Source organism: Modestobacter sp. NPDC049651, from assembly GCF_040659695.1.
In the GTDB taxonomy this organism is placed as follows: Bacteria; Actinomycetota; Actinomycetes; order Mycobacteriales; family Geodermatophilaceae; genus Modestobacter.
Map to the genome: position 1 here is coordinate 1 of NZ_JBFAOG010000008.1, position 22324 is coordinate 22324.

A 22324-nucleotide genomic window follows, 5' to 3' on the forward strand; every position below is an offset into this window, starting at 1 on the left:
AGGTCCTCCGCGTCCTGCTGGTTCCCCGACAACCGGTACGCCAGCCGGTACACCCGCGCCGAGTGCTCCCGCACCACCTGCTCCCACGACGGGGCGACCCAGGCCGCCTCGGCGGCGGGATCGGTGGGGGCCTCGGGCACGGGAGCAGGATCGCAGACGCCGACGGCCGGCACCTCCCCAGCGGGGGTGGTCGGCTCGGGGAGGCCGGCGCTGCCGGCACGCGTTCGGCGCACGTCCGGTCCAACGGACGGGCACTCGGCCGGTGTTCCCGGGCCGGCACGCGCACGGCACCCCGACCGGGCCCCCGCCCGGTCGGCGCGATCGGGTCCGCCCACTACCCTCGCCCGGTGACCACCGCCGCCGGACCACCGCCCGCGGGTGACGCCGGCGGAGCCGCCGTGTACGCCGACTCGTTCGCCGCCGAGTCGCCCGCGCTGGCGGCCGCCCGCGAGCGCGCGCTGACCTCCGCCGGAGCGTTCGGCACGCCCCCGCCGGTGCAGCCCGCCGTCGGCGCGACCCTGGCCGTGCTCGCCGCCGGCTGCAGCGCGCGGTCGGTGGTGTCGGTGGGCAGCGGCGGCGGCGTCGCGGGGCTCTGGCTGCTGCAGGGCATGCGCCCGGACGGCGTCCTGACCGCGCTGGACGGCGACCCCGCTGAGCTGCGCGCGGCGCGGCGGGCGTTCACCGAGGCGCGGGTGCCCAGCGGGCGCACCCGGCTGATCTTCGGCACGGCCGCGGAGGTGCTCCCCCGGCTCTCGCCCGGCGCCTACGACCTGGTGGTCTGCGACGGCCCGCCGGCCGAGTACGCCGCCCAGCTCCCCGGCCTGCTCGGGCTCATCCGGACCGGCGGCTCGCTGGTGTGCCACGGGCTGCTGTCCGACGGTCGGATCGCCGACCGGTCGGCGCGGGACGCGCACACCGTGGCCTGGCGGGACGTCGTCAAGCGGGTGCGCGAGGACGAGACGCTGACCAGCGCGGTGCTGCCGATCGGCGCCGGCCTGCTGGTGGCCACCAAGCGGGCGTGACCGCGCAGCCCGTCCCGGCGACGGTCGTGCGGGCCGCCGACGGCGAGGAGATCGACGTCGCCGGCGTGCGGCACCTGTTCAAGCTCACCGGCGGGCGGCTGGGCCTGGAGCGGTTCGAGCTCGCGCCCGGCACGGTCGGCGCGCGGCCGCACGTCCACTCCGCGCACGACGAGTACTTCTACGTGCTCACCGGCCGGCTGATGGTCGACACGACCGGCGGTGCGGTCGAGCTGGGCCCCGGCGACCTGGCCGCCGCCCCGCGCGGTGCCGTGCACGGCTACCGCAACGAGAGCGCCGACGTCCCGGTCACCGCGCTGTGCCTCTACACGCCGCCGGGGTACGAGCAGTACTTCCGCGACGTGCACGCGGCGGTCGCCGCCGGTGCGGAGCCCACGCCGGAGCTGCTGGCCGAGCTGCGCAGCCGCTACGCCACCGAGAGCCGCTGACCCGCACGGACCGCTGGACCCCTCCGACCCGGAACCGCCCCACTCCTGGGCCGCGGGGGTTCAACGGTTCAGCGCGACGAACACGGCGAGGGCCTGGCACCCGTCCGTCCACTGCTGGGCCGGGTTGACCCGGGCGGGGAGGGGTTGAGCCGCGTGCGCACGCGGCTCAACCCGTCCCGCTGCGGGTCGACCCGCACCGGGACGAGCACCGTGGCCGGTGCGGGAGCGGGCCGGGTCAGCGGAAGGGGAACTCCGCGTCGAGCTCCCAGGGCCCGCCGCGGTAGTGCCACAGACCGAGCCCGCGGGCGGTCGCCGTCCACCGGGTGAAGCCGGCCGACAGCTGGGCGTGCAGCGCCCGGGCGGCGTCCGGGGCGACCTTGTTCTGCACGGTCACGTGCGGGTGCCGCCACTGCCGGTCCTGCGGGGTGAGGTCGGCGGCGAACTCCGCCGCGACGTCGGCCCGCAGTGCGGTCAGCTCCGGCGCGGCCAGGTCGAACGCGACCCCGCGGCCCAGGAACCGCAGGCCGGTCACCGCCACCGCGAACGGCGGCCGGTCGGCGGCCAGCGCCAGGGCGCGGCGTACGTCGCCCACGCGCTCCCCAGGGAGCGCGTGGAACAGCGTGACGTGCGCGCCCACCACCAGCCGCTCGGGCGGGAAGTGGGCCGCGCGCAGGTCGTCGAACCGCTGCTGGGCCGCGGGGTCCAGCAGCAGGTCGACGATCAGCGCCGCGCTCAGGAGATGGCCCGGGCGCCCTTGCCGAGCACGGTGATCCCACCGGCGCTCACGTGGTAGCGCTCGCGGTCGTCGGCGAGGTCGACGCCGATCCGCGCGCCCGGCGGCACGTAGACGTTCTTGTCCAGGATCGCCCGGCGCACGATCGCGCCCTCGCCGATGTGCACGCCGTCCATCAGCACGCTCTGCTCGATCCGGGCACCCCGCTCGACGCGGACGCCGGGGCTGACCACCGACCCGGTCACCGAGCCGCCGTCGATGATCACACCGGCGCTGACCATCGACTCCTCGGCCCGCCCGCCGAGCACGAACTTCGCCGGCGGGAACTGGGGCGGCAGGGTGTGGATCGGCCAGCGGTCGTTGTAGAGGTTGAAGATCGGGCTGACCGAGACCAGGTCCATGTGGGCGTCGAAGTAGGCGTCGAGGGTCCCGACGTCCCGCCAGTAGCCGTGGTCGCGCTCGGTCTCGCCGGGCACCTGGTTGCTGCTGAAGTCGTAGACGTAGGCGTCACCGGACTCGGCCATCATCGGCATGATCGAGCCGCCCATGTCGTGCACCGAGTTCTCGTCGGCGGCGTCCACCCGCAGCGCCTCGAGCAGCGCGTCGGTGGTGAACACGTAGTTGCCCATCGACGCGAACGTCTCGTCCGGGTTGTCCGGCAGCCCCGGCGGGTCGGCCGGCTTCTCCAGGAACTGGCGCACCTTGCCGCTCTCGTCGGAGTCGATGACGCCGAACGCGGTCGCCTCCTTGCGCGGCACCCGCAACCCGGCGACGGTGACGCCCGCCCCGGTGGCCAGGTGCTGCTCGATCATCTGCGCCGGGTCCATCCGGTACACGTGGTCGGCGCCGAAGACGACGACGATCTCCGGGCGGTCGTCGTAGATGAGGTTCAGGCTCTGGTAGATCGCGTCGGCGCTGCCGGTGTACCAGCGCGGGCCCAGCCGCTGCTGCGCGGGCACCGGCGTGATGTAGCTGCCCAGCAGCGTCGACATCCGCCAGACCGTGGTGATGTGCCGGTCCAGCGAGTGGCTCTTGTACTGGGTGAGCACCGCGATGCGGCGGATGTCGGCGTTCACCAGGTTCGAGAGCACGAAGTCGATGAGCCGGTAGTTGCCGCCGAACGGCACGGCCGGCTTCGCCCGGTCCTGGGTCAGGGGCGCCAGGCGCTTGCCCTCACCGCCGGCCAGGACGATGCCGAGAACTCGGGGACCTCCACGCATGGGGGGAACGTAACCGGTCCCGGACCGGTTCGCCTGATCTTGGCCGCCTTCCACCACCTAGGGTGAGCCCGTGCGCATCGGCATCGTGACGCGAGAGTGGCCGCCGGACGTCTACGGGGGCGCGGGGGTGCACGTCGAGCACCTGGTCGCCGCGCTCCGCGGCCTGGACGACGGCCCGGCGGGCGGGTCGGTCAGCATCGACGTGCACTGCTTCGGCGGTCCACGGGACGACGCGACCGCCCACGCCGTCCCGGCCGGGCTGCAGGGCGCGAACGGCGCACTGCAGGCGGTCGGCATCGACGTGGAGATGGCCGCGGGCCTCGCCGGCGCGGACCTCGTCCACTCGCACACCTGGTACGCGAACACCGCCGGGCTGCTCTCCCAGCTGGTGCACGGCGCCGCGCACGTGGTGACGGCGCACTCGCTGGAGCCGCGCCGCCCGTGGAAGGCCGACCAGCTGGGCGGTGGCTACCGGCTGTCGTCGTGGGTCGAGCGCACCGCCTACGAGGCGGCCGACGCGGTGATCGCGGTCAGCCGCGGCATGAAGGCCGACGTGCTCGACGTCTACCCCGACCTCGACCCGGCGAAGGTGCACGTGGTCGGCAACGGCGTCGACGCGCAGGCCTACCGGCCGGTGCACGACCCGGACGTCGTCCGCTCGCTCGGCGTCGACCCCGACCGGCCCTACGCGCTGTTCGTCGGGCGCATCACCCGGCAGAAGGGCCTGATGCACCTGCTGGCCGCGGCCGAGCAGCTGCCGGCCGAGGCGGGGCTGGTGCTGTGCGCCGGCGCTGCGGACACCCCCGCCGAGCGGCAGGCCGTCGCCGACGCGGTGGTCGAGCTGCAGGCCCGGCGCAGCGGCGTGGTGTGGATCGAGGAGATGCTGCCGCGGGAGAAGCTGGTGCCGCTGATCACCGGGGCGACCGTGTTCGTCGTCCCGTCGGTCTACGAGCCGCTGGGCATCGTGAACCTGGAGGCGGCCGCCTGCGAGACCGCGGTGGTGGCCAGCGCCGTCGGCGGCATCCCCGAGGTCGTCGACGACGGCCGCACCGGGCTGCTGGTGCCCTACACCGAGGACGACCCGGCCGCGTTCGCCGCGGGGCTGGCCGCGCGGATCAGCGAGCTGCTCGCCGACCCCGACCGGGCGGCCGCGATGGGCCGCGCCGGGCGAGAGCGGGTGCTGGCGGAGTTCGGCTGGCCGGCGATCGCGCGCCAGACGGTCGACGTCTACCGGCAGGTGCTGGCCGCCCGCGGCTGACCACGCGCCGCGCGCCGGTGCGTTCCGCGCACCGGCCGCCGGTGGCAGCATCCGCGCATGCGGATCCGTCCCTCCCGGCTGCTGGTCCTCGCCGGCATCGCGCTGGCGCTGACGGTGGCGGTGCTGTCGGCGCTGGACGGTGACGTCCTCGGCCTCGTGGCCGGCGTGCTGATGGCCCTGCTGATCTGGTGGTGGAGCCGCCCGGCGGCCCCCTCGCCGGCGCACGTGGACGACGAGTGGGCGCGGGGCGTGCTCGCCGACGCCGGCCGCCCCACCGGCGTGGCCGCGGTCAAGGCCCTGCGGCAGGCCGAACCGGGGCTGTCGCTGGTGGACGCCAAGCAGCTCGCCGACCGCGTCGCCCGCTGAGCCGGGTCAGCCGCGGTCGATGCCGGCGGCGAGCGCGGTCAGCTCGTCGAGCACCCGGCGCACCACCCGCCGCTCGGCCCGGTCCGGCCGCAGCAGCGCGTCGACCTGCCGGCCGGCCGGCACACCGGTCAGCGGCAGCAGCCGCACGCCCGGCGGCAGCGCGGTCGTGTACCGGGGCAGCAGCGAGACACCGTGACCGGCGGCCACCACCGCCGCGGCGACCGCGAAGTCGTTGATCCGGTGCGTGATCGTGGGTGCGGTCCCCGACCGGGCGGCCACCGCGGCCAGCACCGGGGCCACCGGGAACCCCTGCCGCACCGTCGTCCACGGCTCGCCGGCCAGGTCCTCCGGCGTCACCGCCGCCTGCCCGGCGAGCCGGTGCCGTGGGCCGACGGCGACGTCGAGCGGCTCGCGGAACAGCGGCACGACCCGGACGCCGGGGCCCCAGGCCGCCTCGCCGTCCGGGCGGTGGGCGACCACGACGTCGAACCGGTCGGTGAGGTCGGGGAAGTCGACCAGCGCGACGTCCTCGTCGGTGCACTCGAGGACCACGCCGTCCATCGGGGCGACCGCGGTGAGCAGCCGCGGGAACAGCAGCTGCGCCGCGCTCTGGAACGCCGAGACGCGCACCGTGCCGACCGGCTGGTCGCGGAACGCCTCGCACGCGGCGCGGGCCCGCTCGACCGCGACGGCCACGTCGACGGCGGCGTCGGCCAGCGCCTCCCCGGCCGGGGTGAGCCGCAGGCCGCGGCCCACCCGCTCGGTGAGCGGCACGCCCATCTCGGCGGTCAGCGCCGCCAGCTGCTGGGAGACCGCCGAGGGCGTCAGGTGCAGCACGGGTGCCGCCGCGGTCACGCCGCCGTGGGTGCGCACCGCGCGCAACGTCTCCAGGGTCCGCAGGTCCATGCAGTCAGTCTGAACGGACCGTCAACAACTGTTCGCTGGAGTTGCACGTCGATCCGGGAGAGGGTCGTCGCGTGCCGATGCGTGACCGCCTGCTCGCCTGCCTCGTCGCCCTCCTGTGGGGCCTCAACTTCGTCGCGATCCACCTGTCGCTGGAGCAGTTCCCGCCGTTCGCGCTGGTGGCGCTGCGGTTCGCGGTGATCGCCGTCCCGACGCTGCTGTTCGTGCCGCGGCCCGACGTTCCGGTGCGCTGGCTGCTCGGGTACGGCACCGGCTTCGGCGTCCTGCAGTTCCTCTTCCTGTACCTGGCGATGGACACCGGGATGCCCACCGGGCTCGCCTCCCTGGTGCTGCAGTCCTCGGCGCCGTTCACCGTGCTGCTCGCCGGCTGGCTGCTGCACGAGAAGCTGTCCGCGCGGCAGCTGGCCGGCATCGGCACCGCCGTCGCGGGGCTCGGCGGGATCGCGCTGTACCGGGCGGAGGTGGGCGGTACCGCGCTGCTGCTGCCGGTCGTGCTCACCCTCTGCGGCGGGCTGGGCTGGGCGCTGGGCAACCTGTGCACCCGGCAGGCCCGCGCGACCGAGCCGCTGCGGCTGACGCTCTGGATGAGCGTGGTGCCGCCGGTGCCGATGCTGGCCGTCTCGCTGCTGACCGAGGGCCCCGCCGCGATCGGCCGCTCGTTCACCACGCTCGGCACCCAGCAGGGCGTGCTCGCGCTGGCCGGCCTGCTCTACACGGTCGTGGTCGCGACGCTGCTCGGGTCGGGCCTCTGGACGGCGCTGATGGCGCGGCACCCGTCGAGCACGGTCGCGCCGTTCTCGATGCTCGTGCCGGTCGTCGGCATCGGCGCCTCGTGGCTGCTGCTCGACGACGCCACGTCGGCGGTCGAGATCGGCTGTGGAGCGGTCGTCGTCGCCGGCGTGCTGCTCGCGACGTCCGCGCGCCGGTCCCGCCCGGCGGCCGGCGTCAGCACGCCGGTGGCGGGCCGGCCGGCACCGGAACCGGCCGGCTCGCGCTGACCGCCCGCGCTCCGCTCAGGGCCAGATGCTGGCGACGATGATCGCCGAGACGGCTAGCGTGGCGGCCGCCGTGACCAGGCTGGCCGGGTGGAAGTCGCGCTCCATGAGCACCGCTCCCAGCCGGCCGGGGGTCAGCAGGTCGAGCACCACGAAGGCCACCGCCTGCAACGCGATGCCGATGAGCCCGAACACCACCGTCCAGCCCAGCGCGTCGCCGAAGCCGCTGGTCGCGTTGGTCCAGATGGTGGTGAACGCGATCGCGCCCTGGCCGAGGAAGCCGGCCGCCAGCGCGATCGCGGCGTTGACCGAGCGCTCGGTGTAGATGTGCCGGGCCAGGTGGCCGGGGGTGAGCAGGTCGAGCGCGAGCGCGCCGAGGACGAGCAGCACGATGCCGACGGCGCTGTAGGCGACGGCGTAGCCGATGCTGGCCAGCATCGAGACCTCCGGGGACGGGAGCAGGGGGCCCGCGCAGCCTAGGGGCCAGGCCACACCGGGCGCCGGAATGGGCCCCGGTGGCGGCGCGCTGCACCCTGTGTGACCGACGCGCTGACCCTCTTCGACGTGCGTCCACCGGAGACCCCGGTCGACAGCAGGCTCCTGCAGGTCCGCACCGTGTACGCCGAGCCGGCCGCCGCGGCGTCCGCGCGTGGGCAGCAGGTGCTCGCCCGGTTCCCCGGCGCCGAGGTGGTCGAGGTGCCCTCGCACTGGCAGATCCCGGAGCTGCACGGCAACGAGGGCAACGTGGAGCGCTGGGTGCGGGTCAAGACCGAGACGCTGGTGCTCGGGGTGAAGAAGTCGGTGTCGGTGCGCCCCAACGGCCGGTCGGCGGACTTCATCGCGCCGTCGACCGCGAACGGCTGCGCGATGGCCTGCGCCTACTGCTACGTGCCGCGGCGCAAGGGCTACGCCAACCCGGTCACCGTGTTCACCAACATCGACCAGATCACCGGCGCCGTCCGCCGGCACGTCGCCCGCCAGGGCGTGAAGCCCGAGCCGAACGAGTGCGACCCGGTCGACTGGGTCTACGACCTCGGCGAGAACAGCGACTGCTCGGTCGACGCGCTGGTCAGCGACAACGTCGCCGACCTGGTCGCCACCTTCCGCACGCTGCCCACCGCCAAGGCCTCGTTCGCCACCAAGTTCGTCAACCGGCAGCTGCTCGACCTGGACCCGCAGGGCCGCACCCGGGTGCGCTTCTCGCTCATGCCCCACGACGACGCCACGCTGCTCGACGTGCGCACCAGCCGCATCGCCGAGCGGATCGCCGCGGTCGACGACTTCGTCGAGGCCGGCTACGAGGTGCACCTCAACTTCTCCCCCGTCGTGCTGCGCGAGGGCTGGGAGGCCGACTGGACGGCGCTGCTCCAGCAGCTGGACGACGAGCTCTCCGACGCCGCCAAGGCCCAGGCGGCCACCGAGATCATCATGCTGACCCACAACGAGCAGCTGCACGAGGTCAACCTCGGCTGGCACCCCAAGGCCGAGGAGCTGCTGTGGCGGCCGGAGCTGCAGCAGCCCAAGCGCAGCCAGAACGGGATGACCAACGTGCGCTACCGCAACGACGTGAAGCGGGCCGGCGTCGACCGGCTGCAGCAGCTGATCCGCGAGCACGCGCCCTGGCTGCGCGTCCGGTACGCGTTCTGATGCGGCTGTCGCTGCTGGACCGCTCGCGCACCCGCGCCGGCGAGCCCGACGCCCTCGCGCTCACCGGCACCGTCGAGCGGGCGGTGCGCGCCGAGCGGCTGGGCTACCGCCGGATCTGGGTCGCCGAGCACCACGGGGTGCCGGGCATCGCCGGCGCCGCGCCCGCGGTGCTGCTGGCCGCGGTCGCCGGGCGGACGACGTCCATCCGGATCGGCTCGGCCGGCGTGATGCTGCCGCACCACCAGCCGCTGGTGGTCGCCGAGCAGTTCGCCACCCTGACCGCGTTCGCCCCCGGCCGGGTCGACCTGGGCCTGGGGCGCTCCCCCGGCTTCACCCGGCCGGTGCGCCAAGCGCTGCGCTCGGACGCCGTCCGCGACTTCGCCGACGACCTCGGCGAGCTGCGCGACCACCTCACCGGCACCGCGCCGATCACCGTGCACCCGCGGCCGGTGACCGCCGTCCCGATGTACGTGCTGGCCACCGGCCGGGGGCTGGACGTCGCCGCGCAGCTGGGCCTGCCGGTGATCGTCGGCGGCCCGGTCCTGGGCGTGGCCGGCGACCCCGCACCGGGGCTGGCGGCGCTGGCCCGCTACCGCCGCAGCTACCGGCCCTCGGCGCAGGCGCCCGAGCCGGAGGTGGCGATCAGCCTGGACGTGCTGGTCGCCGACACCGCCGCCGAGGCCGCCGAGCTGGCGCTGCCCGAGGCGTGGGCGATGGCCCGGTCCCGGACAGAGGGCGAGTTCCCGCCGTTGCAGCCGGTGGCGGAGGCGCTGGCCGGCGCGACGACCGGCAGCCGGCGCCGCCACCTGGAGCAGACCCTCGCCATGGCGGTCACCGGCACCCCGACGCAGGTCGCAGCACGGCTGGCCGAGCTCGCCGAGCGCACCGGCGCGAGCGAGCTGGTCGCCTCCTCGAGCACGTTCGACCGGTCGGCGCTCGCCGCCTCGGACGCCGAGCTGGCCCGGCTGCTCGGCGCTCAGCCCAGCGCGGCCAGCGAGCTCGCCAGCTCGGCGCCGTCGGGCGCGTAGATCACCGGGACGCCGGCCACCCGCTCCTCCCGCCGCCCGCCGGTGACGTCGCGCAGCAGCACCGCCGCCACCCGGTCGGGCTGCTCCTCGACGAACTCCCGGTACAGCTGCGGGTCGTGCTCGCCGGTGTCGCCGACCAGCGTCCAACGCACCCCGGGCAGGTCGGCGGCGAGCCGGCGCAGCTCGGCCCGCTTGTGCGCCTGGCCGCTGCGGAACCAGCGGTCCGGCCGCGGTCCCCAGTCGGTGAGCAGCAGCGCGCCGGGCGGCAGGCCGTTGTGCTCGAGGAAGCGGGACAGCGGGCCGGCCAGGTTCCACGGGCCGTTGCTGAGGTAGAGCACCGGCACGTGCGGGGCGCCGGCGGTCAGCTCGCGCAGCAGCGCGGCCATCCCGGGCACCACCTGCCGCTGCCGCATCGGCTGCACGAAGGTGCGCCAGGCCGCCCGCAGCGGGCGCGCGATCCCGGTGACCAGCACGGTGTCGTCGATGTCGCAGACCACGCCGCGGCCGGCGTCCGGTGACGCCAGGTGCACCGGCGCGGACGCCGTCCGGCCGCCGGCGGAGAAGACGGCCGGGACCACCCCGACGTCGGCGAGCCCGGCCGGCAGGTCGACGGTGACGTCGACCAGGCCGTCGTCGTCGGCGCGGAGCCGGTGCCGCACGCCGGCGACCTCGACCTCCAGCTCGGCGCCGGGGCTCTCCAGGGTGAGGAACCGCTGCCAGCCGGGCACCGCGGAGCGGGCCGCCGGGTCGGTGCCCGGCGGGGCCAGCAGCACCCGGGCGAACAGCCGGGCCCGACCACCGCTGCCGTAGCCGGGGTGGGCCAGCACCGCCGGCGTCCAGCCGGAACGGCGGGCCGACCGGGACAGCAGCGCGCGCAGCGCGTCGTCGGCACGGCGGGCGAGAGCCGGCGGGGAGATCACCTGGTCAGCCTGCCACCGACCCGATGCGGACCGCGACGGCGCGCTTTGCCCCACCTGGGGCTGGGCTGTGCCACCGTGCACGCGCCCGACCCCCCGTGCAGCGAGGAGCCGAGATGCCGGCAGTGGAGATGCGCGCCGTGTCCAAGACCTACCGGCGCAGACGCCGGCCGCCGCAACGGGCGCTGGACGCGCTGGACCTGGTGGTGGAGTCCGGCGGCGTGCACGGCCTGCTCGGGCCGAACGGCTCGGGCAAGACCACGATGATCCGGGTGCTGCTCGGGCTCATCCGGCCCGACTCCGGCGAGGTCCGGCTGCTCGACCGGCCGGTGCCGGCCAGCCTGCCCGCGGTGATCGGCAGCGTGGGCGCGCTGGTCGAGACGCCGCTGTTCTTCCCCGGCTTCACCGGCCGGCGCAACCTCCAGCTGCTCGCCGAGACCGCCGGGGTGCCGCGGGCACGCGTCGACCAGGTGCTCGAGATCGTCGACCTCGCCGACCGCGCCGACGACCGGTTCAAGGGCTACTCGCTCGGCATGAAGCAGCGGCTGGCCATCGCCGCCGCGCTGCTCAAGCAGCCCCGGCTGCTCATCCTCGACGAGCCGAGCAACGGGCTGGACCCGGCCGGCATCCGCGACGTGCGCGAGCTGATCCGCCGGCTCGGCGACGACCCCGCGGTCACCGTGCTGGTCTCCTCGCACCTGCTCACCGAGATCGAGCAGGTCTGCTCCTCCGTGACCATCATGACCCGCGGCCGGTGCGTCGCGGCCGGGCCGGTGGCCTCGGTGCTGGCCGGCCGGTCGTCGGGCGACGTGCGGCTGCGGGTGGCCGACCGGGCCGCGGCCGCCGCCGTGCTCACCGGCGCCGGCTTCACCGTCAGCCCGGACGCCGACGCGCTGCTGGTCCGCGCCGTCCCGGCGCCCGCCGAGATCACCCGGCTGCTCGCGCAGTCCGGGCACTACCTGGAGGAGCTGACGCCGGTGGCGGCGGACCTGGAGAGCGCCTTCCTCGAGCTGACGGCGGAGCCGGCATGACCGCCGTCGCTCCCCCGCCGGACGTCGTCCAGCCCGCGGGCCGGTTCAGCGGGCTGCTGCGCGCCGAGGTGCACCGCTTCCTCGCCCGCCGGTTCATCGGGCTGCTGGTGGCGCTGGCCGCCCTCGCCGGGCTCGTCGGCCTGGTCATCGCGCTGCTGTACTTCCGCTCCCCGTCGTCCGAGGGGATCGCCGCCGCCCGCGCGGAGATCGACCGGGTGGTGGCCGAGCAGGAGCAGTACCGGCAGGAGTGCCTGCGCGACCCGTCGCTGCCGGCCGGGGCCGACCCGGCGGACTTCTGCGGCGGGCCGGTGCGCGCCGCCGACTTCTCGGTGGCCGACTTCCTGCACCCGGAGCCGTTCTCGCTGGCCGAGCTCGGCACCGGCGGCGCGATCGCGGTCGCGGTCGCGTGCTCCGCGCTGGCCTTCCTGGTCGGGGCGACGTTCGTCGGCGCCGAGTGGTCGAGCCGGTCGATGGTGTCGCTGCTGTTCTGGGAGCCGCGCCGCGGCCGGGTGCTCGGCGCGAAGGCGCTGGTGGTCGGCGGTGCCTCGCTGGTGCTCGGCGTGGTCGGGCAGGTCGCCTGGCTGGTGGCCTCGCAACTGCTGCAGGCGGTGGCCGGCGACGACCAGCCGCTGCCCGACGGCTTCTGGGGTGAGCTGAGCGGCGTCGCCGGCCGCGGCGTGCTGCTCACCGCGCTGGTCGGCCTGCTCGGCTTCGGGCTGACGAACCTGGTGCGCAACACCGGCGCGGCGCTGGGCGTGGCGTTCGTCTACCTGGTGATCGCGGAGAACGCCGCCCGGGGGCTGCTGCCCCGCGTCCAGCCGTGGCTGGTCACCGAGAACGTGGCCGCGCTGCTGCAGCCGGGCGGGATGAGCATCGTGCTCGACTGGGACATGCCGCCGGGGGCGAACCCCGCGACCTGGCAGCCGGAGGAGCACCTGATCACCAACCTGCACGCCGGGCTGCTGCTGACCGCGGTCACCGCCGTGATCGCCGGCGTGGGCATCTGGCTGTTCCACCGCCGCGACGTCTCCTGACGGCTCGCCGTCGTCCCGTGCCGCCTGTGTGCGCCCAGTGCTGCATCCCGGGCCGGGAGGCAGCACTGGGCGCACCCAGCCGGAGGGGAGCCGCCCGGTTACGGTGACCGGGTGGCCCGGGTCGTCGTGATCGGCGCCGGGCTCGGTGGCCTCGCCGCCGCCGCCCGGCTCGCGGCCGCCGGGCACGCGGTCACCGTGGTCGAGCAGGCCCCGGTGGTCGGCGGCAAGCTCGGCTGGTTCGCCCGGGACGGCCACGGCTTCGACACCGGCCCCAGCCTGGTCACCCTCCCCCAGGTCTTCCGCGAGCTGTTCGCCGCCACCGGCGACCCGCTGGACGACGTCCTCGAGCTGCGTCGCCTCGACCCGGCGGTCGCCTACCGCTTCGCCGACGGCACCCGGCTCGCCGTCCCCGGGTCGCTCGACCAGCTGCCGGCCGCCCTGGACGACGCCCTCGGCGCCGGCGCGGGCGCCCAGTGGACGGCGTTCCTCCGCCGCGCCGAGCGGATGTGGCAGGTCACCGAGCAGCCGTTCCTGCGCTCGCCGCTGGCCGGCCCCGCCACCCTGGCCCGGCTGGCCCGCAGCGCCCGCGACGTCGCGACCATCGCCCCCGGGCGCTCGCTGCGCGGGCTCGGTGCCCGGTACCTGACCGACCCGCGGCTGCGGGTGCTGCTGGACCGCTACGCCACCTACTCCGGCTCCGACCCCCGCCGCGCGCCGGCCGCGCTGGCCACCGTGCCGTGGGTCGAGCAGGCGTTCGGCTCCTGGTACGTGCCCGGCGGGCTGCGCCGGCTGGTCGAGGCGGTCGCCGACCGGGCCGTCGAGCGCGGGGCCGAGATCCGCACCGGCTGCGCGGTCACCGGGGTGCTGGTCGAGGGCGGCCGGGCCGCCGGGGTGCGGCTGGCGGACGGCGGCACGCTGCGCGCCGACGTGGTGGTCAGCAACGCCGACGCCGCCGCGCTCTACGGCGGTCTCGTGCCGGCGCCGCGGCGGGCCCGGGCGCAGCTGCGGGCGGTCACGCCGTCGTCGTCCGGGCTGGTGCTGCTGCTGGCGCTGCGCGGGCGCACCCCCGGCCTGGCGCACCACACCGTGCTGTTCCCGCAGGACTACGACGCCGAGTTCGACGCGCTGTTCGGACCACCGAAGCGGCCCGTCGCCGACCCCACCGTGTACGTCAGCGTCCCCGACGACCCGGCCACCCGCCCGGACGGCGACAGCGAGTCGTGGTTCGTGCTGGTCAACGCCCCGCGCCACGAGCCGGGCACCGGCGTCGACTGGACCGCCCCCGGGCTCGCCGACGCCGAGGCCGACCGGGTGCTCGCGACGATGGCGGCCCGCGGGCTCGACGTCCGCGACCGGGTGCGCTGGCGGGTGGTGCGCACCCCCGCCGACCTCGAGCAGGAGACCGCCAGCGTCGGCGGGTCGATCTACGGGACGTCGAGCAACGGCGCCCGGGCGGCGTTCCTGCGCCCGGCGAACCGGTCCCCGGTGCCGGGTCTGTTCCTGGTCGGCGGCTCCGCGCACCCCGGCGGCGGGCTGCCGCTGGTGACCCTCTCGGCGGCCATCACCGCGGCGCTCGTCGGCCCGGCCTGACCGGTTAGGGTCCTACCTACCGAGTAGTCAGTAGGTAGGAGGACCATGAGCGCGTTCGACGACGCTGTCACCGCGGTGCGGGGCGGCGCAGACCTCCAGCAGACGGCCCAGGAGCTGTTCGACCAGCTCACCCCGGACGAGCGGCTCGGCCTGCTCGACGGCGACTGGGAGTTCTGGGACGGCTTCCTCGCGATGCTGACCGGCGGCTACAACACCGTGCCGATCCCGCACGGCGCCGTCGAGCGCCTCGGGGTGCCCGGCACCCAGTTCGTCGACGGCCCGCGCGGCGCGGTCTCCGGCAACGGCACCGCCTTCCCCGTCTCGATGGCCCGCGGTGCCACCTGGGACCCCGGGCTCGAGGAGCGGGTCGGCCGGGTCATCGGCCGCGAGGTGCGCGCCGTCGGCGGCAACTTCTTCGGCGGCGTCTGCATCAACCTGCTGCGCCACCCCGCCTGGGGCCGCGCGCAGGAGACCTACGGCGACGACCCGCACCACCTCGGCGAGATGGGCGCGGCGCTGGTGCGCGGCACGCAGGAGTTCGTCATGGCCTGCGCCAAGCACTACGCGCTCAACTCGATGGAGAACGCCCGCTTCACCGTCGACGTCACCATCGACGAGGCGACGCTGCAGGACGTCTACCTGCCGCACTTCAAGCGCACCGTCGACGAGGGCGTCGCGGCCATCATGAGCGCCTACAACTCGGTCAACGGCGAGTGGGCCGGGCAGAACCACCACCTGCTCACCGAGGTGCTGCGCGATCAGTGGGGCTGGGACGGCATCACCGTCAGCGACTTCATCTGGGGCCTGCGCGACAGCGCCGCCTCCCTGAACGCCGGGCTCGACCTGGAGGAGCCGTTCCGCCAGCAGCGCGCCCAGCACCTGCCGGGCGAGCTCGAGGCCGGCGCCACGAACTGGGCCGCGGTCGAGCGCTCCGGCGTCCGGGTGCTCGCCGCGATGATCCGCTCCTACGCCACCCGCACCGGCGGCGAGTTCTCCCCCGAGGTCATGGCGGACGACGAGGCCCGCGCGCTGGCCCGCGAGGTCGCCGCCCGGGCGATGGTGCTGCTGCGGAACGAGCCGGTCGACGGCGCCCCGCTGCTGCCGCTGGACCCCTCGTCGGTCGCGACCGTCGCGGTCATCGGCCGGCTGGCGACCGCCGCCAACCAGGGCGACCACGGCTCCTCCGACGTCCGGGCGCCCACCGCCAGCACCCCGCTCGACGGCATCACCACCGCGTTCCCCGGTGCCCGCATCGTGCTGGTCACCGACGACGACCCGGCGGCCGCCGCGGAGGCCGCACGGGCCGCGGACGTCGCGATCGTCGTCGCCGGGTTCACCGCCGAGGACGAGGGCGAGTACGTCGGCTCGGACACCATGAGCAACCCCGACCTGCTGGCGCTCTACCCGCCGCGCCCGGACGGCGTGCGCGCCACCGGCGACGAGGTCGTCATGACCGCCGGCGAGGGCTTCGGCGGCGACCGCACCTCGCTGCGGCTGCGGCCCGTCGACGCCGACGTCATCCGGGCGACCGCGGCGGCCAACCCGCGCACCGTCGTCTCGATCGTCGCGGCCGGCCCGGTGCTCACCGAGGAGTGGCGGCACGACGTCCCCGCGATCGTGCTCATGTGGTACGCCGGGATGGAGGGCGGCGCGGCACTGGCCGACGTGCTCACCGGCGCGGCCGAGCCCTCGGGCCGGCTGCCGTTCAGCGTGCCCACCAGCGAGGAGCACCTGCCGTTCTTCGACATCGCCGCCACCGCGATCACCTACGACCGGTGGCACGGGCAGCGGCTGCTGGACCGGCTCGGCGTCGAGGCCGCGTACCCGCACGGGTACGGGCTGTCGTACACCTCGTTCACCATCGGCGACGTGCGCGCGAGCGGGGAGGCGGTGACCGCCGTGCAGGTCAGTGCGACGGTCACCAACACCGGCGACCGCGACGGCCGGCACGTCGTCCAGGTGTACGGCCGCACGCTGACCGGCGGTTACGCCGGTGAGCAGCTGGTCGTCGGCTTCGCCCCGGTCGCGGTGCCCGCCGGGCAGTCGGTGACCGTCGAGGTGCCGGTGAGCCTGCTGGCGCTGGCCCGCTGGGACGACGAGCGCCGCGAGCGGGTGCTGCCCGAGGCCGCGGACGTCGAGCTGGAGGTGGGCGCGCACGCCCACGACCCGCAGGCGGTCCGGGTCCGGCTGGGCTGACGTGCGCGAGGCGAGGGTGCGCGGCCCCGGCAGCCGCTGGACGCCGGAGGAGCGGCGCCGGCAGATCCTCGACGAGGCGACCCGCATCGTCGGCCGGCGCGGCCACTACGGGTTCAGCGTGCAGGCCGTCGCCGACGCCTGCGGGCTGACCCTCGCCGGCCTGCTGCACCACGTCGGCTCCAAGGACGGGCTGCTCGTCGCGCTGCTCGAGGACCGCGACCGCCGGGACGCCGAGGCGGTGGCCGGCCAGCTCGGGGCCGCCCTCGACGACCTGGACGGCTCCTCGCCGGCCCAGGTCGTCGAGGTGCTGCACGCGATCGTCGTCCGCAACACCACGCAGCCGGAGATCGTGCGGCTGTACACGGTGCTGCGGACCGAGTCGCTGGACGAGGGCCACCCCGCCCACGCGTACTTCCGGGACCGCGACGCCCGGGTGCTCGCCACGTTCACCCGGTTGTGCACCGGGCACGTCGAGCACCCGGCGTCCACGGCCCGGCAGCTGCTGGCGGTGATGGGCGGCCTGGAGGAGCAGTGGCTGCGCGACCCGGCCGCCGTCGACCTGGTGCAGGAGTGGGACCGCGCCGTCGCACTGCTCCTCCCCTGAACGCGCCGCTGCCCCGGTCCTCCGCGGAGGGCCGGGGCAGCGGTGGGCGGTTCAGGCGTCGCGGCGCCGGAAGACCAGCGTCGCGGCGACCAGCAGGGCCGCGGTCTCGGCGGCGAACACCGCGAACCCGGTCCACGGCGCCAGCGACGCCCCGGTGAACGGCACCACCTGGGCGACCGCACCGCCGGCGTTGCCCGGCAGCACCTTGGCGATCCACTCGCCCCACTCGCCGGGCAGCGCGTAGGCGACGTTGCCGACCACCAGCACCAGCGCGATGCCGACGGTCAGCGCGGCGGCGGTGTGCCGGATGAGCAGCCCCGCGGCGAGGGCGAACAGCCCCAGCCCGGCGAGGTACAGGCCGTTGCCGATCAGCGCCCGCACCACGCCCTCGTCGGCCAGCGAGAGGCCGACGCCCTCCCGGTCGAGGAAGAAGTTGCCGCCCAGGTAGCCCAGCAGGGCGGTGACCAGGCCCGCGGCGAACAGCACGGGGGTGAGCACCAGCGCCTTGGCCGCGACGATCCGGCCGCGGCGCGGGACGGCGGTGACGCTGGCCCGGATCATCCCGGTGCCGTACTCGCCGGTGACCACCAGCGTGCCCAGCGCCAGCGCGGTGAGCTGGGAGAACAGCAGGCCCCAGGTGAGGAACGAGCCGGCGTCCTCACCGGTGGCGCCGTCGGCGATGTCGCCGGCCGCCGCCCAGCAGACCAGGGTGGTGAGCCCGGCGCCGAGCAGGAACAGCAGGGCCAGCGACCAGCGGGTGGACCGCACGCTCCAGAGCTTGATCCACTCCGCGTGCAGCACGGCGCCGAAGCCGGGCGCCCGCACGCCGGGGACGTTGCGGTCGGGGTCGAGGGACACGACCTCGGGTCCGGCCGGTCGGGCCGGCACGGTCTGGACGTCGCTCATCGGGGGGCTCCTGCGGTCTCGGGCACGGCACCGGCGGTGGGGGTCGCCGTCGCGTGGGTCGCGTACTCGACGCTGTCGGCGGTCAGGCTCATGAACGCGTCCTCCAGCGAGGACTGGACGAGGGTCAGCTCGTGCAGGAACAGCCCGGCCCGGCCGACCAGCTCGCCGACGCCGGCCGCGTCCAGGCCCTGCACCCGCAGCGCGCCGTCGGCCCGGACGACGTCCGCGCCGTTGCGCTGCAGCAGCTCCGCGACCTCGGCGGGGCGCGGGGCGCGGACCCGCACGTAGGAGGCGGCGTGGTCGGCGATGAACTGCGCCATCGAGGTGTCGGCGAGCACCCGGCCGCGGCCGATGACGACCAGGTGGTCGGCGGTGAGCGCCATCTCGCTCATCAGGTGGCTGGACACCAGCACCGTGCGGCCCTGGCCGGCGAGCTCGCGGGCCAGCGTGCGCACCCAGCGGATGCCCTCCGGGTCCAGGCCGTTGACCGGCTCGTCGAGGACGACGACCGGCGGCTCGCCGAGCAGCGCGACGGCGATGCCCAGCCGCTGGCCCATGCCCAGGCTGAACCGGCCCACCCGCTGGTCGGCGACGTCGGTGAGACCGACCAGGTCGAGCACCTCGTCGACCCGGCGGGCCGGGATGCCGTTGCTGGCGGCCAGCCAGCGCAGGTGGTTGCGGGCGCTGCGGCCGGGGTGCAGCGCGCGGGCCTCCAGCAGCGCGCCGACGGTGCGCAGCGGCGCCGGCGACTCGGCGTAGCTGCGGCCGTTGACGGTGACGCTGCCGCGGGTCGGGCGGTCCAGGCCCACCATCATCCGCATCGTCGTCGACTTGCCGGCCCCGTTCGGGCCGAGGAAGCCGGTGACCCGGCCGGGCTGCACGGTGAAGCTGACGCCGTCCACGGCGACCTTGGAGCCGTACGTCTTCGTGAGGTCGCGGGCGACGATCATCGCTGCGCCCGCCGGAGCTGAGTGCCTGTCGGAGTCATGGCACGAGCCTGTCGGCGCCGCTCCCCCGGGACCATCGGGGAGGCCCCCCAACCGACCCTGAGGCTGCCCCGACCGGGAACCCTGGGAACGCCCTGAGCAACCGGTCCCGCACCCCCGCCGCCGGACGCGCCCCCGGTTCAGCCGCGGGCGCCGGCCAGGCCGAGGACGGCGGCCAGCCCGAGGGCGGTGCGCGGCGCGTACGGCGACCGCCACAGCCCGCCGTGCGCGGCGGCGTACGCCTCGTCCTGCCACGGGTGCTCGTGCACCGGCCCGCCGCCGGTGTGCAGGTCGTGCACCAGCAGCGCGGCCATCAGCACGTTCGACGTCGCCGGCTCGAACACCTCGACGCCGAACCGGTGCGCGCCGGCGTAGGCCGCGGCCAGCGCCCGGTTCTTCACCACCGACCGGGTGCGGGTCGGCGGGGCGACGTTCATCGACACCGTCGTCCCGGCCGCCCGGGCGACCTGCGCCCGCCAGCGCTGCACCCGCTTGGCCAGCGCGTAGTTCGGCCCCTGCTGCGGCACCAGGCTGTCGTTGATCCCCGGGTCGGCGCCCGGCAGGTAGCCGCGCTGCAGCAGCCGGCCGGCCGACAGCGTGCGCAGCGGCCGGGCCAGCAGCTTCGCCGCGGCCGGGCGCCGCTGGTAGGCCGCCACGGAGAACGCCACGGCCTCGGCCGGGACGGCGAACACGTCGGTGGGCGTGGCCAGGAAGCCCAGCGCGACGTCGGGGCGGGCCGCTCCCAGCCGGAGGGTGAGCGCGTCGACCGCCGCGGACAGCCGCACGTTCGTCGCGCCGTCGGCGTAGCCGTAGTTGCCCAGCACCAGGGTGCCCTCCAGCGCCGCGAGCCAGTCGGCGACCGCGGGGACCTCGGCGACGAGGTCCGCGCCGGCGGTCGCGGCAAGGTCGGCCGACCCGGGCGCCGCGGGCACCAGCAGCCGGCCCGCACCGCGCCGGCCGGTCTCGAGCACCCGCTGCCACACCGGCGGGCGGGGCAGGTCGACCGCCGCGACCCGGGCGCCCCAGCGCAGCAGCGCGGTCAGGGGCCCCATCTCCGCACCCGCCCCGAGCACGGCGACGCTGTGCCCGGGCAGCGCCAGCCACTCGGGGTGGGCGGCGACGGTGCGCACGGCCTCCGCGCAGTTGGGCTCGATCGACCCGGCGGCGACCCAGTGGTCCAGCCGGCGCAGCAGCGCGTCGCCGCGCAGCCGCTCCCCGTGCCAGGGCAGCGACAGCTCGCGTTCCGGTTCGGCGTCGCCGGTCACCTCGGCCGTCTCCAGCCGGCGGCGGGCGGGCGCGGTGGCCAGCGCCGCGAGCGGCTGCTCGCCGTCCGGACCGGCGACCCGCATGCGCTCGTGCAGGGCGGTGAGCCCCGCGTCGGCGATCGCCAGCGCGGCGTCGCGGGAGGCGAGGCCCGCCTCGACCGCGCGCCGGAAGTGGGGGAGGTAACCGGACCGCCAGGTGGTCTCCTGCTCCGCCGCCCGCGCGCCGGTCGGGTCGACCGGCCGCAGGGCCTCCGCCAGCACGGCGCGGCCGACGGCGGCGGTGCTGCGGCGCCCGTCCGGCCCGGCCGGGAAGACGACGCCGGTCTGCTGCTCCTGCGGTGCGGTCACCCGGGCGATCCTGCCGGACCGGCGCCTCCGCGCGGGCGCCGGTCCAGGGGGCGGGCTACTCGGTGCCCAGCTTGCCGTCGGCCAGGTCGCGGCCCTTGTCGATCTGGGACTCGTGCGTCCCGCCGGTCTTCTGGTCGGCGAGCTGCTCGCCCTTGTCGAGCACCTTGTCGCTGGTCTGCTCGTTGCTCATGGCGTCCTTGGCCTTGTCCATCAGTCCCACGGTGGTTCCCCCTCGGGTCGGGACCGCACCGGACGGCGCGGCTCACCCCTGCCCCCTGCCCGGGACACGCCGGATGAACACCTCAGTCGCGAACGATCTCCTCGCCTGGCTCCACCGGGGCGCCGGCCGCCAGCCACCGCAGCAGCGTGCGGACGCCGAACCCGGTGCCGCCCTTCACCACGTCGGCGTCGTCCTTCGCCGCGCGCGCGGGCCCGGCGACGTCCAGGTGCGCCCACGGCAGGTCGCCGGCGAACGGCTGCAGGAACAGCGCCGCGGTCGTCGACCCGGGGTTGCCCGGGGCGTTGTTCGCGTCGGCGACCCCCGATTCCAGCTGCGCCCGCAGGGAGCCGACGTGCTCGTCGGTCAGCGGCATCCGCCACAGGTCCTCACCGGCGTGACCGCCCGCGGTGCGCAGCGCCTCGGCCAGGCCGTCGGCGGTGGCGTAGAGCCCCGCCGTCCGGGTGCCCAGCGCGGTCGTCATCGCGCCGGTCAGGGTCGCGACGTCGACCAGCGCGGTGGCGCCCAGCACGAGCCGGGCGTGGGCCAGGCCGTCGGCCAGCACCAGCCGGCCCTCGGCGTCGGTGTTCAACACCTCCGTGGTGCGCCCGCCGACGTGCCGGACGACGTCGGCCGGCCGGTAGGCAGCGCCCGACACGGTGTTCTCCGCCAGCAACGCGACCGCGGTGACCGGCGTGGGCAGCCGCAGCCGGGCGGCGGCGTCGACGGCAGCGAGCACGGTGGCGGCGCCGGCCATGTCCGTGTGCATGTGCCGCATGCCGGCGTTGGTCTTGATCGACAGGCCGCCGGTGTCGAAGGTGATGCCCTTGCCGACGAGCACCGGGTGCTGCCCGGCCGCGCCGCCGGGCTGCCAGCGCGCGACGACGACCCGCGGCGGCCGGGCCGAGCCGCCGCCGACGGCGAGCACGCCACCGAAGCCGCCGGCGGCGAGCTCCGCGGGGCCGAGGACCGTCACGGTGACGCCGTCCAGGGCGCCCAGCCGGGCCTGCGCCTGGTCGGCCAGCCAGGCCGGGTCGGCGACGTCGGGTGGGGTGTTGACCAGGTCGCGGGCCCAGGCGGTGGCCCCGGCGGCGGTCCGGCCGGCCGCGGCGGCCGCGGTCACCGCCGGGTCGGCGGCGTCGGCGAGCACCACGAGCACCTCGGCGAGCCGCGGCGGGTGCGGGGCGGCGGTCTGCCGGAACCGGTACCCGGCGAGCAGCGCGGTCTCGACGACCGCGCGCACCTCGTCGGCGCCGGCCGGGGCGGCTCCGGTGTCCAGCGGCAGCACCAGCCGGCGGGCGCCGTGCTCGGCGAGGGCCTGCGCGCGGCGGACGGCGACCGCGGCGTACGAGCGCAGGTGCGGCAGGGTCGCGTCGCCGGTGCCGACGGCCAGCACGGTGCGCGGCGCCCGGCCGGGCAGCGGCACGGTCGTGACCCCGCCGGGCCGGCCCCCGTTGCCGGTGTCGGCGAGCGCGGCGGCGAGCAGGTCGGGCTGCACCGGCGGCTGGGTCCCGTGCGCGGGCGAGGTCAGCCAGGTCGGCAGGGCGCCGCGGGCGCCGACGGGGACCACCAGCACGTCGTCCGACCGCAA

General features: G+C 76.1%; 22 protein-coding genes. 12 read left to right on the forward strand and 10 right to left on the reverse strand.

The features are described 5' to 3' along the window. Positions 1 to 347: 347 nt before the first annotated feature. A complete protein-coding gene (locus AB0J00_RS12740) occupies positions 348 to 1022 on the forward strand; it encodes a class I SAM-dependent methyltransferase (RefSeq protein ID WP_357744700.1) in 675 nt (224 codons plus the stop codon). Continuing rightward, positions 1019 to 1468, forward strand: a complete 450-nt coding sequence (locus AB0J00_RS12745; protein ID WP_357744702.1) for a cupin domain-containing protein — start codon at positions 1019 to 1021, stop codon at positions 1466 to 1468. Before AB0J00_RS12740 ends, AB0J00_RS12745 begins: the two co-directional genes overlap by 4 nt. A gap of 235 nt (positions 1469 to 1703) precedes the next feature. Here AB0J00_RS12745 and AB0J00_RS12750 read toward each other — a convergent pair whose 3' ends face one another. Both AB0J00_RS12750 and glgC read right to left on the reverse strand, forming a co-directional pair. Continuing rightward, positions 1704 to 2204, reverse strand: coding sequence for a 2'-5' RNA ligase family protein (locus AB0J00_RS12750; protein WP_357745181.1), 501 nt, complete (start codon positions 2202 to 2204; stop codon positions 1704 to 1706). Continuing rightward, complete coding sequence (gene glgC, locus AB0J00_RS12755) at positions 2201 to 3421, reverse strand: glucose-1-phosphate adenylyltransferase (protein ID WP_357744704.1); 1221 nt, start codon at positions 3419 to 3421, stop codon at positions 2201 to 2203. Before glgC ends, AB0J00_RS12750 begins: the two co-directional genes overlap by 4 nt. 70 nt (positions 3422 to 3491) lie before the next feature. Between glgC and glgA the strand changes: the two genes are divergently transcribed. Both glgA and AB0J00_RS12765 read left to right on the forward strand, forming a co-directional pair. Continuing rightward, positions 3492 to 4679, forward strand: a complete 1188-nt coding sequence (glgA, locus tag AB0J00_RS12760; protein ID WP_357744707.1) for a glycogen synthase — start codon at positions 3492 to 3494, stop codon at positions 4677 to 4679. Positions 4680 to 4736: 57 nt separating this feature from the next. After that, positions 4737 to 5045, forward strand: coding sequence for a hypothetical protein (locus tag AB0J00_RS12765; RefSeq protein WP_357744710.1), 309 nt, complete (start codon positions 4737 to 4739; stop codon positions 5043 to 5045). Between the two features lie 6 nt (positions 5046 to 5051). Here the strand turns inward: AB0J00_RS12765 and AB0J00_RS12770 are convergent, their stop codons facing one another. Continuing rightward, on the reverse strand, positions 5052 to 5951 hold the full coding sequence (locus AB0J00_RS12770) for a LysR family transcriptional regulator (RefSeq protein ID WP_357744712.1): 900 nt from the start codon (positions 5949 to 5951) through the stop codon (positions 5052 to 5054). 77 nt (positions 5952 to 6028) lie between these two features. On the opposite strand from AB0J00_RS12770, the gene AB0J00_RS12775 reads away from it, so the two are divergent. Then, positions 6029 to 6967, forward strand: coding sequence for an EamA family transporter (locus AB0J00_RS12775; RefSeq protein WP_357745183.1), 939 nt, complete (start codon positions 6029 to 6031; stop codon positions 6965 to 6967). A 15-nt stretch (positions 6968 to 6982) separates the two neighbouring features. On the opposite strand, the gene AB0J00_RS12780 is transcribed toward AB0J00_RS12775, so the two are convergent. Continuing rightward, entirely contained in the window at positions 6983 to 7402 is a 420-nt protein-coding gene (locus AB0J00_RS12780; RefSeq protein ID WP_357744714.1) for a DUF350 domain-containing protein, read from the reverse strand. Positions 7403 to 7501: 99 nt separating this feature from the next. Here AB0J00_RS12780 and AB0J00_RS12785 point away from each other — a divergent pair, with 99 nt between their 5' ends. Then, positions 7502 to 8611, forward strand: coding sequence for a spore photoproduct lyase family protein (locus AB0J00_RS12785; RefSeq protein ID WP_357744717.1), 1110 nt, complete (start codon positions 7502 to 7504; stop codon positions 8609 to 8611). Next, a complete protein-coding gene (locus tag AB0J00_RS12790) occupies positions 8611 to 9639 on the forward strand; it encodes an MsnO8 family LLM class oxidoreductase (protein ID WP_357744719.1) in 1029 nt (342 codons plus the stop codon). The genes AB0J00_RS12785 and AB0J00_RS12790 overlap by 1 nt, the downstream gene beginning before the upstream one ends. Here AB0J00_RS12790 and AB0J00_RS12795 read toward each other — a convergent pair. Beyond that, the gene (locus AB0J00_RS12795; protein ID WP_357744722.1) at positions 9588 to 10559 is read right to left on the reverse strand and encodes a phosphatase domain-containing protein; all 972 of its coding nucleotides are present in this window, start codon (positions 10557 to 10559) and stop codon (positions 9588 to 9590) included. The two genes, AB0J00_RS12790 and AB0J00_RS12795, sit on opposite strands and share 52 nt — an antisense overlap. 113 nt (positions 10560 to 10672) lie before the next feature. Between AB0J00_RS12795 and AB0J00_RS12800 the strand changes: the two genes are divergently transcribed. From AB0J00_RS12800 to AB0J00_RS12820, 5 genes are all read left to right on the forward strand, one after another. Next, entirely contained in the window at positions 10673 to 11587 is a 915-nt protein-coding gene (locus AB0J00_RS12800) for an ABC transporter ATP-binding protein (RefSeq protein WP_357744725.1), read from the forward strand. After that, complete coding sequence (locus tag AB0J00_RS12805) at positions 11584 to 12621, forward strand: hypothetical protein (RefSeq protein ID WP_357744728.1); 1038 nt, start codon at positions 11584 to 11586, stop codon at positions 12619 to 12621. The genes AB0J00_RS12800 and AB0J00_RS12805 overlap by 4 nt, the downstream gene beginning before the upstream one ends. Positions 12622 to 12732: 111 nt before the next feature. Next, the gene (gene crtI / locus AB0J00_RS12810; protein WP_357744730.1) at positions 12733 to 14211 is read left to right on the forward strand and encodes a phytoene desaturase family protein; all 1479 of its coding nucleotides are present in this window, start codon (positions 12733 to 12735) and stop codon (positions 14209 to 14211) included. A 45-nt stretch (positions 14212 to 14256) separates the two neighbouring features. Beyond that, positions 14257 to 16407, forward strand: coding sequence for a glycoside hydrolase family 3 C-terminal domain-containing protein (locus tag AB0J00_RS12815; protein ID WP_357744732.1), 2151 nt, complete (start codon positions 14257 to 14259; stop codon positions 16405 to 16407). A gap of 1 nt (position 16408) precedes the next feature. Continuing rightward, positions 16409 to 17011, forward strand: a complete 603-nt coding sequence (locus AB0J00_RS12820; RefSeq protein WP_357744735.1) for a TetR/AcrR family transcriptional regulator — start codon at positions 16409 to 16411, stop codon at positions 17009 to 17011. Between the two features lie 51 nt (positions 17012 to 17062). Here AB0J00_RS12820 and AB0J00_RS12825 read toward each other — a convergent pair whose 3' ends face one another. From AB0J00_RS12825 to AB0J00_RS12845, 5 genes are all read right to left on the reverse strand, one after another. Continuing rightward, positions 17063 to 17917: an ABC transporter permease gene (locus AB0J00_RS12825; protein WP_357744737.1), complete on the reverse strand. Its 855-nt coding sequence runs from the start codon at positions 17915 to 17917 to the stop codon at positions 17063 to 17065. Beyond that, positions 17914 to 18867 (reverse strand): ABC transporter ATP-binding protein, encoded by a 954-nt coding sequence (locus AB0J00_RS12830; protein WP_357744739.1) that lies wholly within the window; start codon positions 18865 to 18867, stop codon positions 17914 to 17916. The genes AB0J00_RS12825 and AB0J00_RS12830 overlap by 4 nt, the downstream gene beginning before the upstream one ends. A gap of 176 nt (positions 18868 to 19043) precedes the next feature. Next, on the reverse strand, positions 19044 to 20516 hold the full coding sequence (locus tag AB0J00_RS12835; RefSeq protein WP_357744742.1) for a hypothetical protein: 1473 nt from the start codon (positions 20514 to 20516) through the stop codon (positions 19044 to 19046). Between the two features lie 55 nt (positions 20517 to 20571). Then, positions 20572 to 20727 (reverse strand): antitoxin, encoded by a 156-nt coding sequence (locus AB0J00_RS12840; protein ID WP_357744744.1) that lies wholly within the window; start codon positions 20725 to 20727, stop codon positions 20572 to 20574. Between the two features lie 91 nt (positions 20728 to 20818). After that, a complete protein-coding gene (locus tag AB0J00_RS12845; RefSeq protein WP_357744747.1) occupies positions 20819 to 22309 on the reverse strand; it encodes a leucyl aminopeptidase family protein in 1491 nt (496 codons plus the stop codon). Positions 22310 to 22324 lie beyond the last annotated feature (15 nt).

Bases quoted from the DNA above. Each gene is read 5' to 3' on its own strand.
- glgC (WP_357744704.1), bottom strand. From the start codon at position 3,421: ATGCGTGGAGGTCCCCGAGTTCTCGGCATCGTCCTGGCCGGCGGTGAG.
- AB0J00_RS12765 (WP_357744710.1), top strand. From the start codon at position 4,737: ATGCGGATCCGTCCCTCCCGGCTGCTGGTCCTCGCCGGCATCGCGCTG.
- AB0J00_RS12770 (WP_357744712.1), bottom strand. From the start codon at position 5,951: ATGGACCTGCGGACCCTGGAGACGTTGCGCGCGGTGCGCACCCACGGC.
- AB0J00_RS12775 (WP_357745183.1), top strand. From the start codon at position 6,029: ATGCGTGACCGCCTGCTCGCCTGCCTCGTCGCCCTCCTGTGGGGCCTC.
- AB0J00_RS12780 (WP_357744714.1), bottom strand. From the start codon at position 7,402: ATGCTGGCCAGCATCGGCTACGCCGTCGCCTACAGCGCCGTCGGCATC.
- AB0J00_RS12790 (WP_357744719.1), top strand. From the start codon at position 8,611: ATGCGGCTGTCGCTGCTGGACCGCTCGCGCACCCGCGCCGGCGAGCCC.
- AB0J00_RS12800 (WP_357744725.1), top strand. From the start codon at position 10,673: ATGCCGGCAGTGGAGATGCGCGCCGTGTCCAAGACCTACCGGCGCAGA.
- AB0J00_RS12805 (WP_357744728.1), top strand. From the start codon at position 11,584: ATGACCGCCGTCGCTCCCCCGCCGGACGTCGTCCAGCCCGCGGGCCGG.
- AB0J00_RS12815 (WP_357744732.1), top strand. From the start codon at position 14,257: ATGAGCGCGTTCGACGACGCTGTCACCGCGGTGCGGGGCGGCGCAGAC.
- AB0J00_RS12825 (WP_357744737.1), bottom strand. From the start codon at position 17,917: ATGAGCGACGTCCAGACCGTGCCGGCCCGACCGGCCGGACCCGAGGTC.
- AB0J00_RS12830 (WP_357744739.1), bottom strand. From the start codon at position 18,867: ATGATCGTCGCCCGCGACCTCACGAAGACGTACGGCTCCAAGGTCGCC.
- AB0J00_RS12840 (WP_357744744.1), bottom strand. From the start codon at position 20,727: ATGGACAAGGCCAAGGACGCCATGAGCAACGAGCAGACCAGCGACAAG.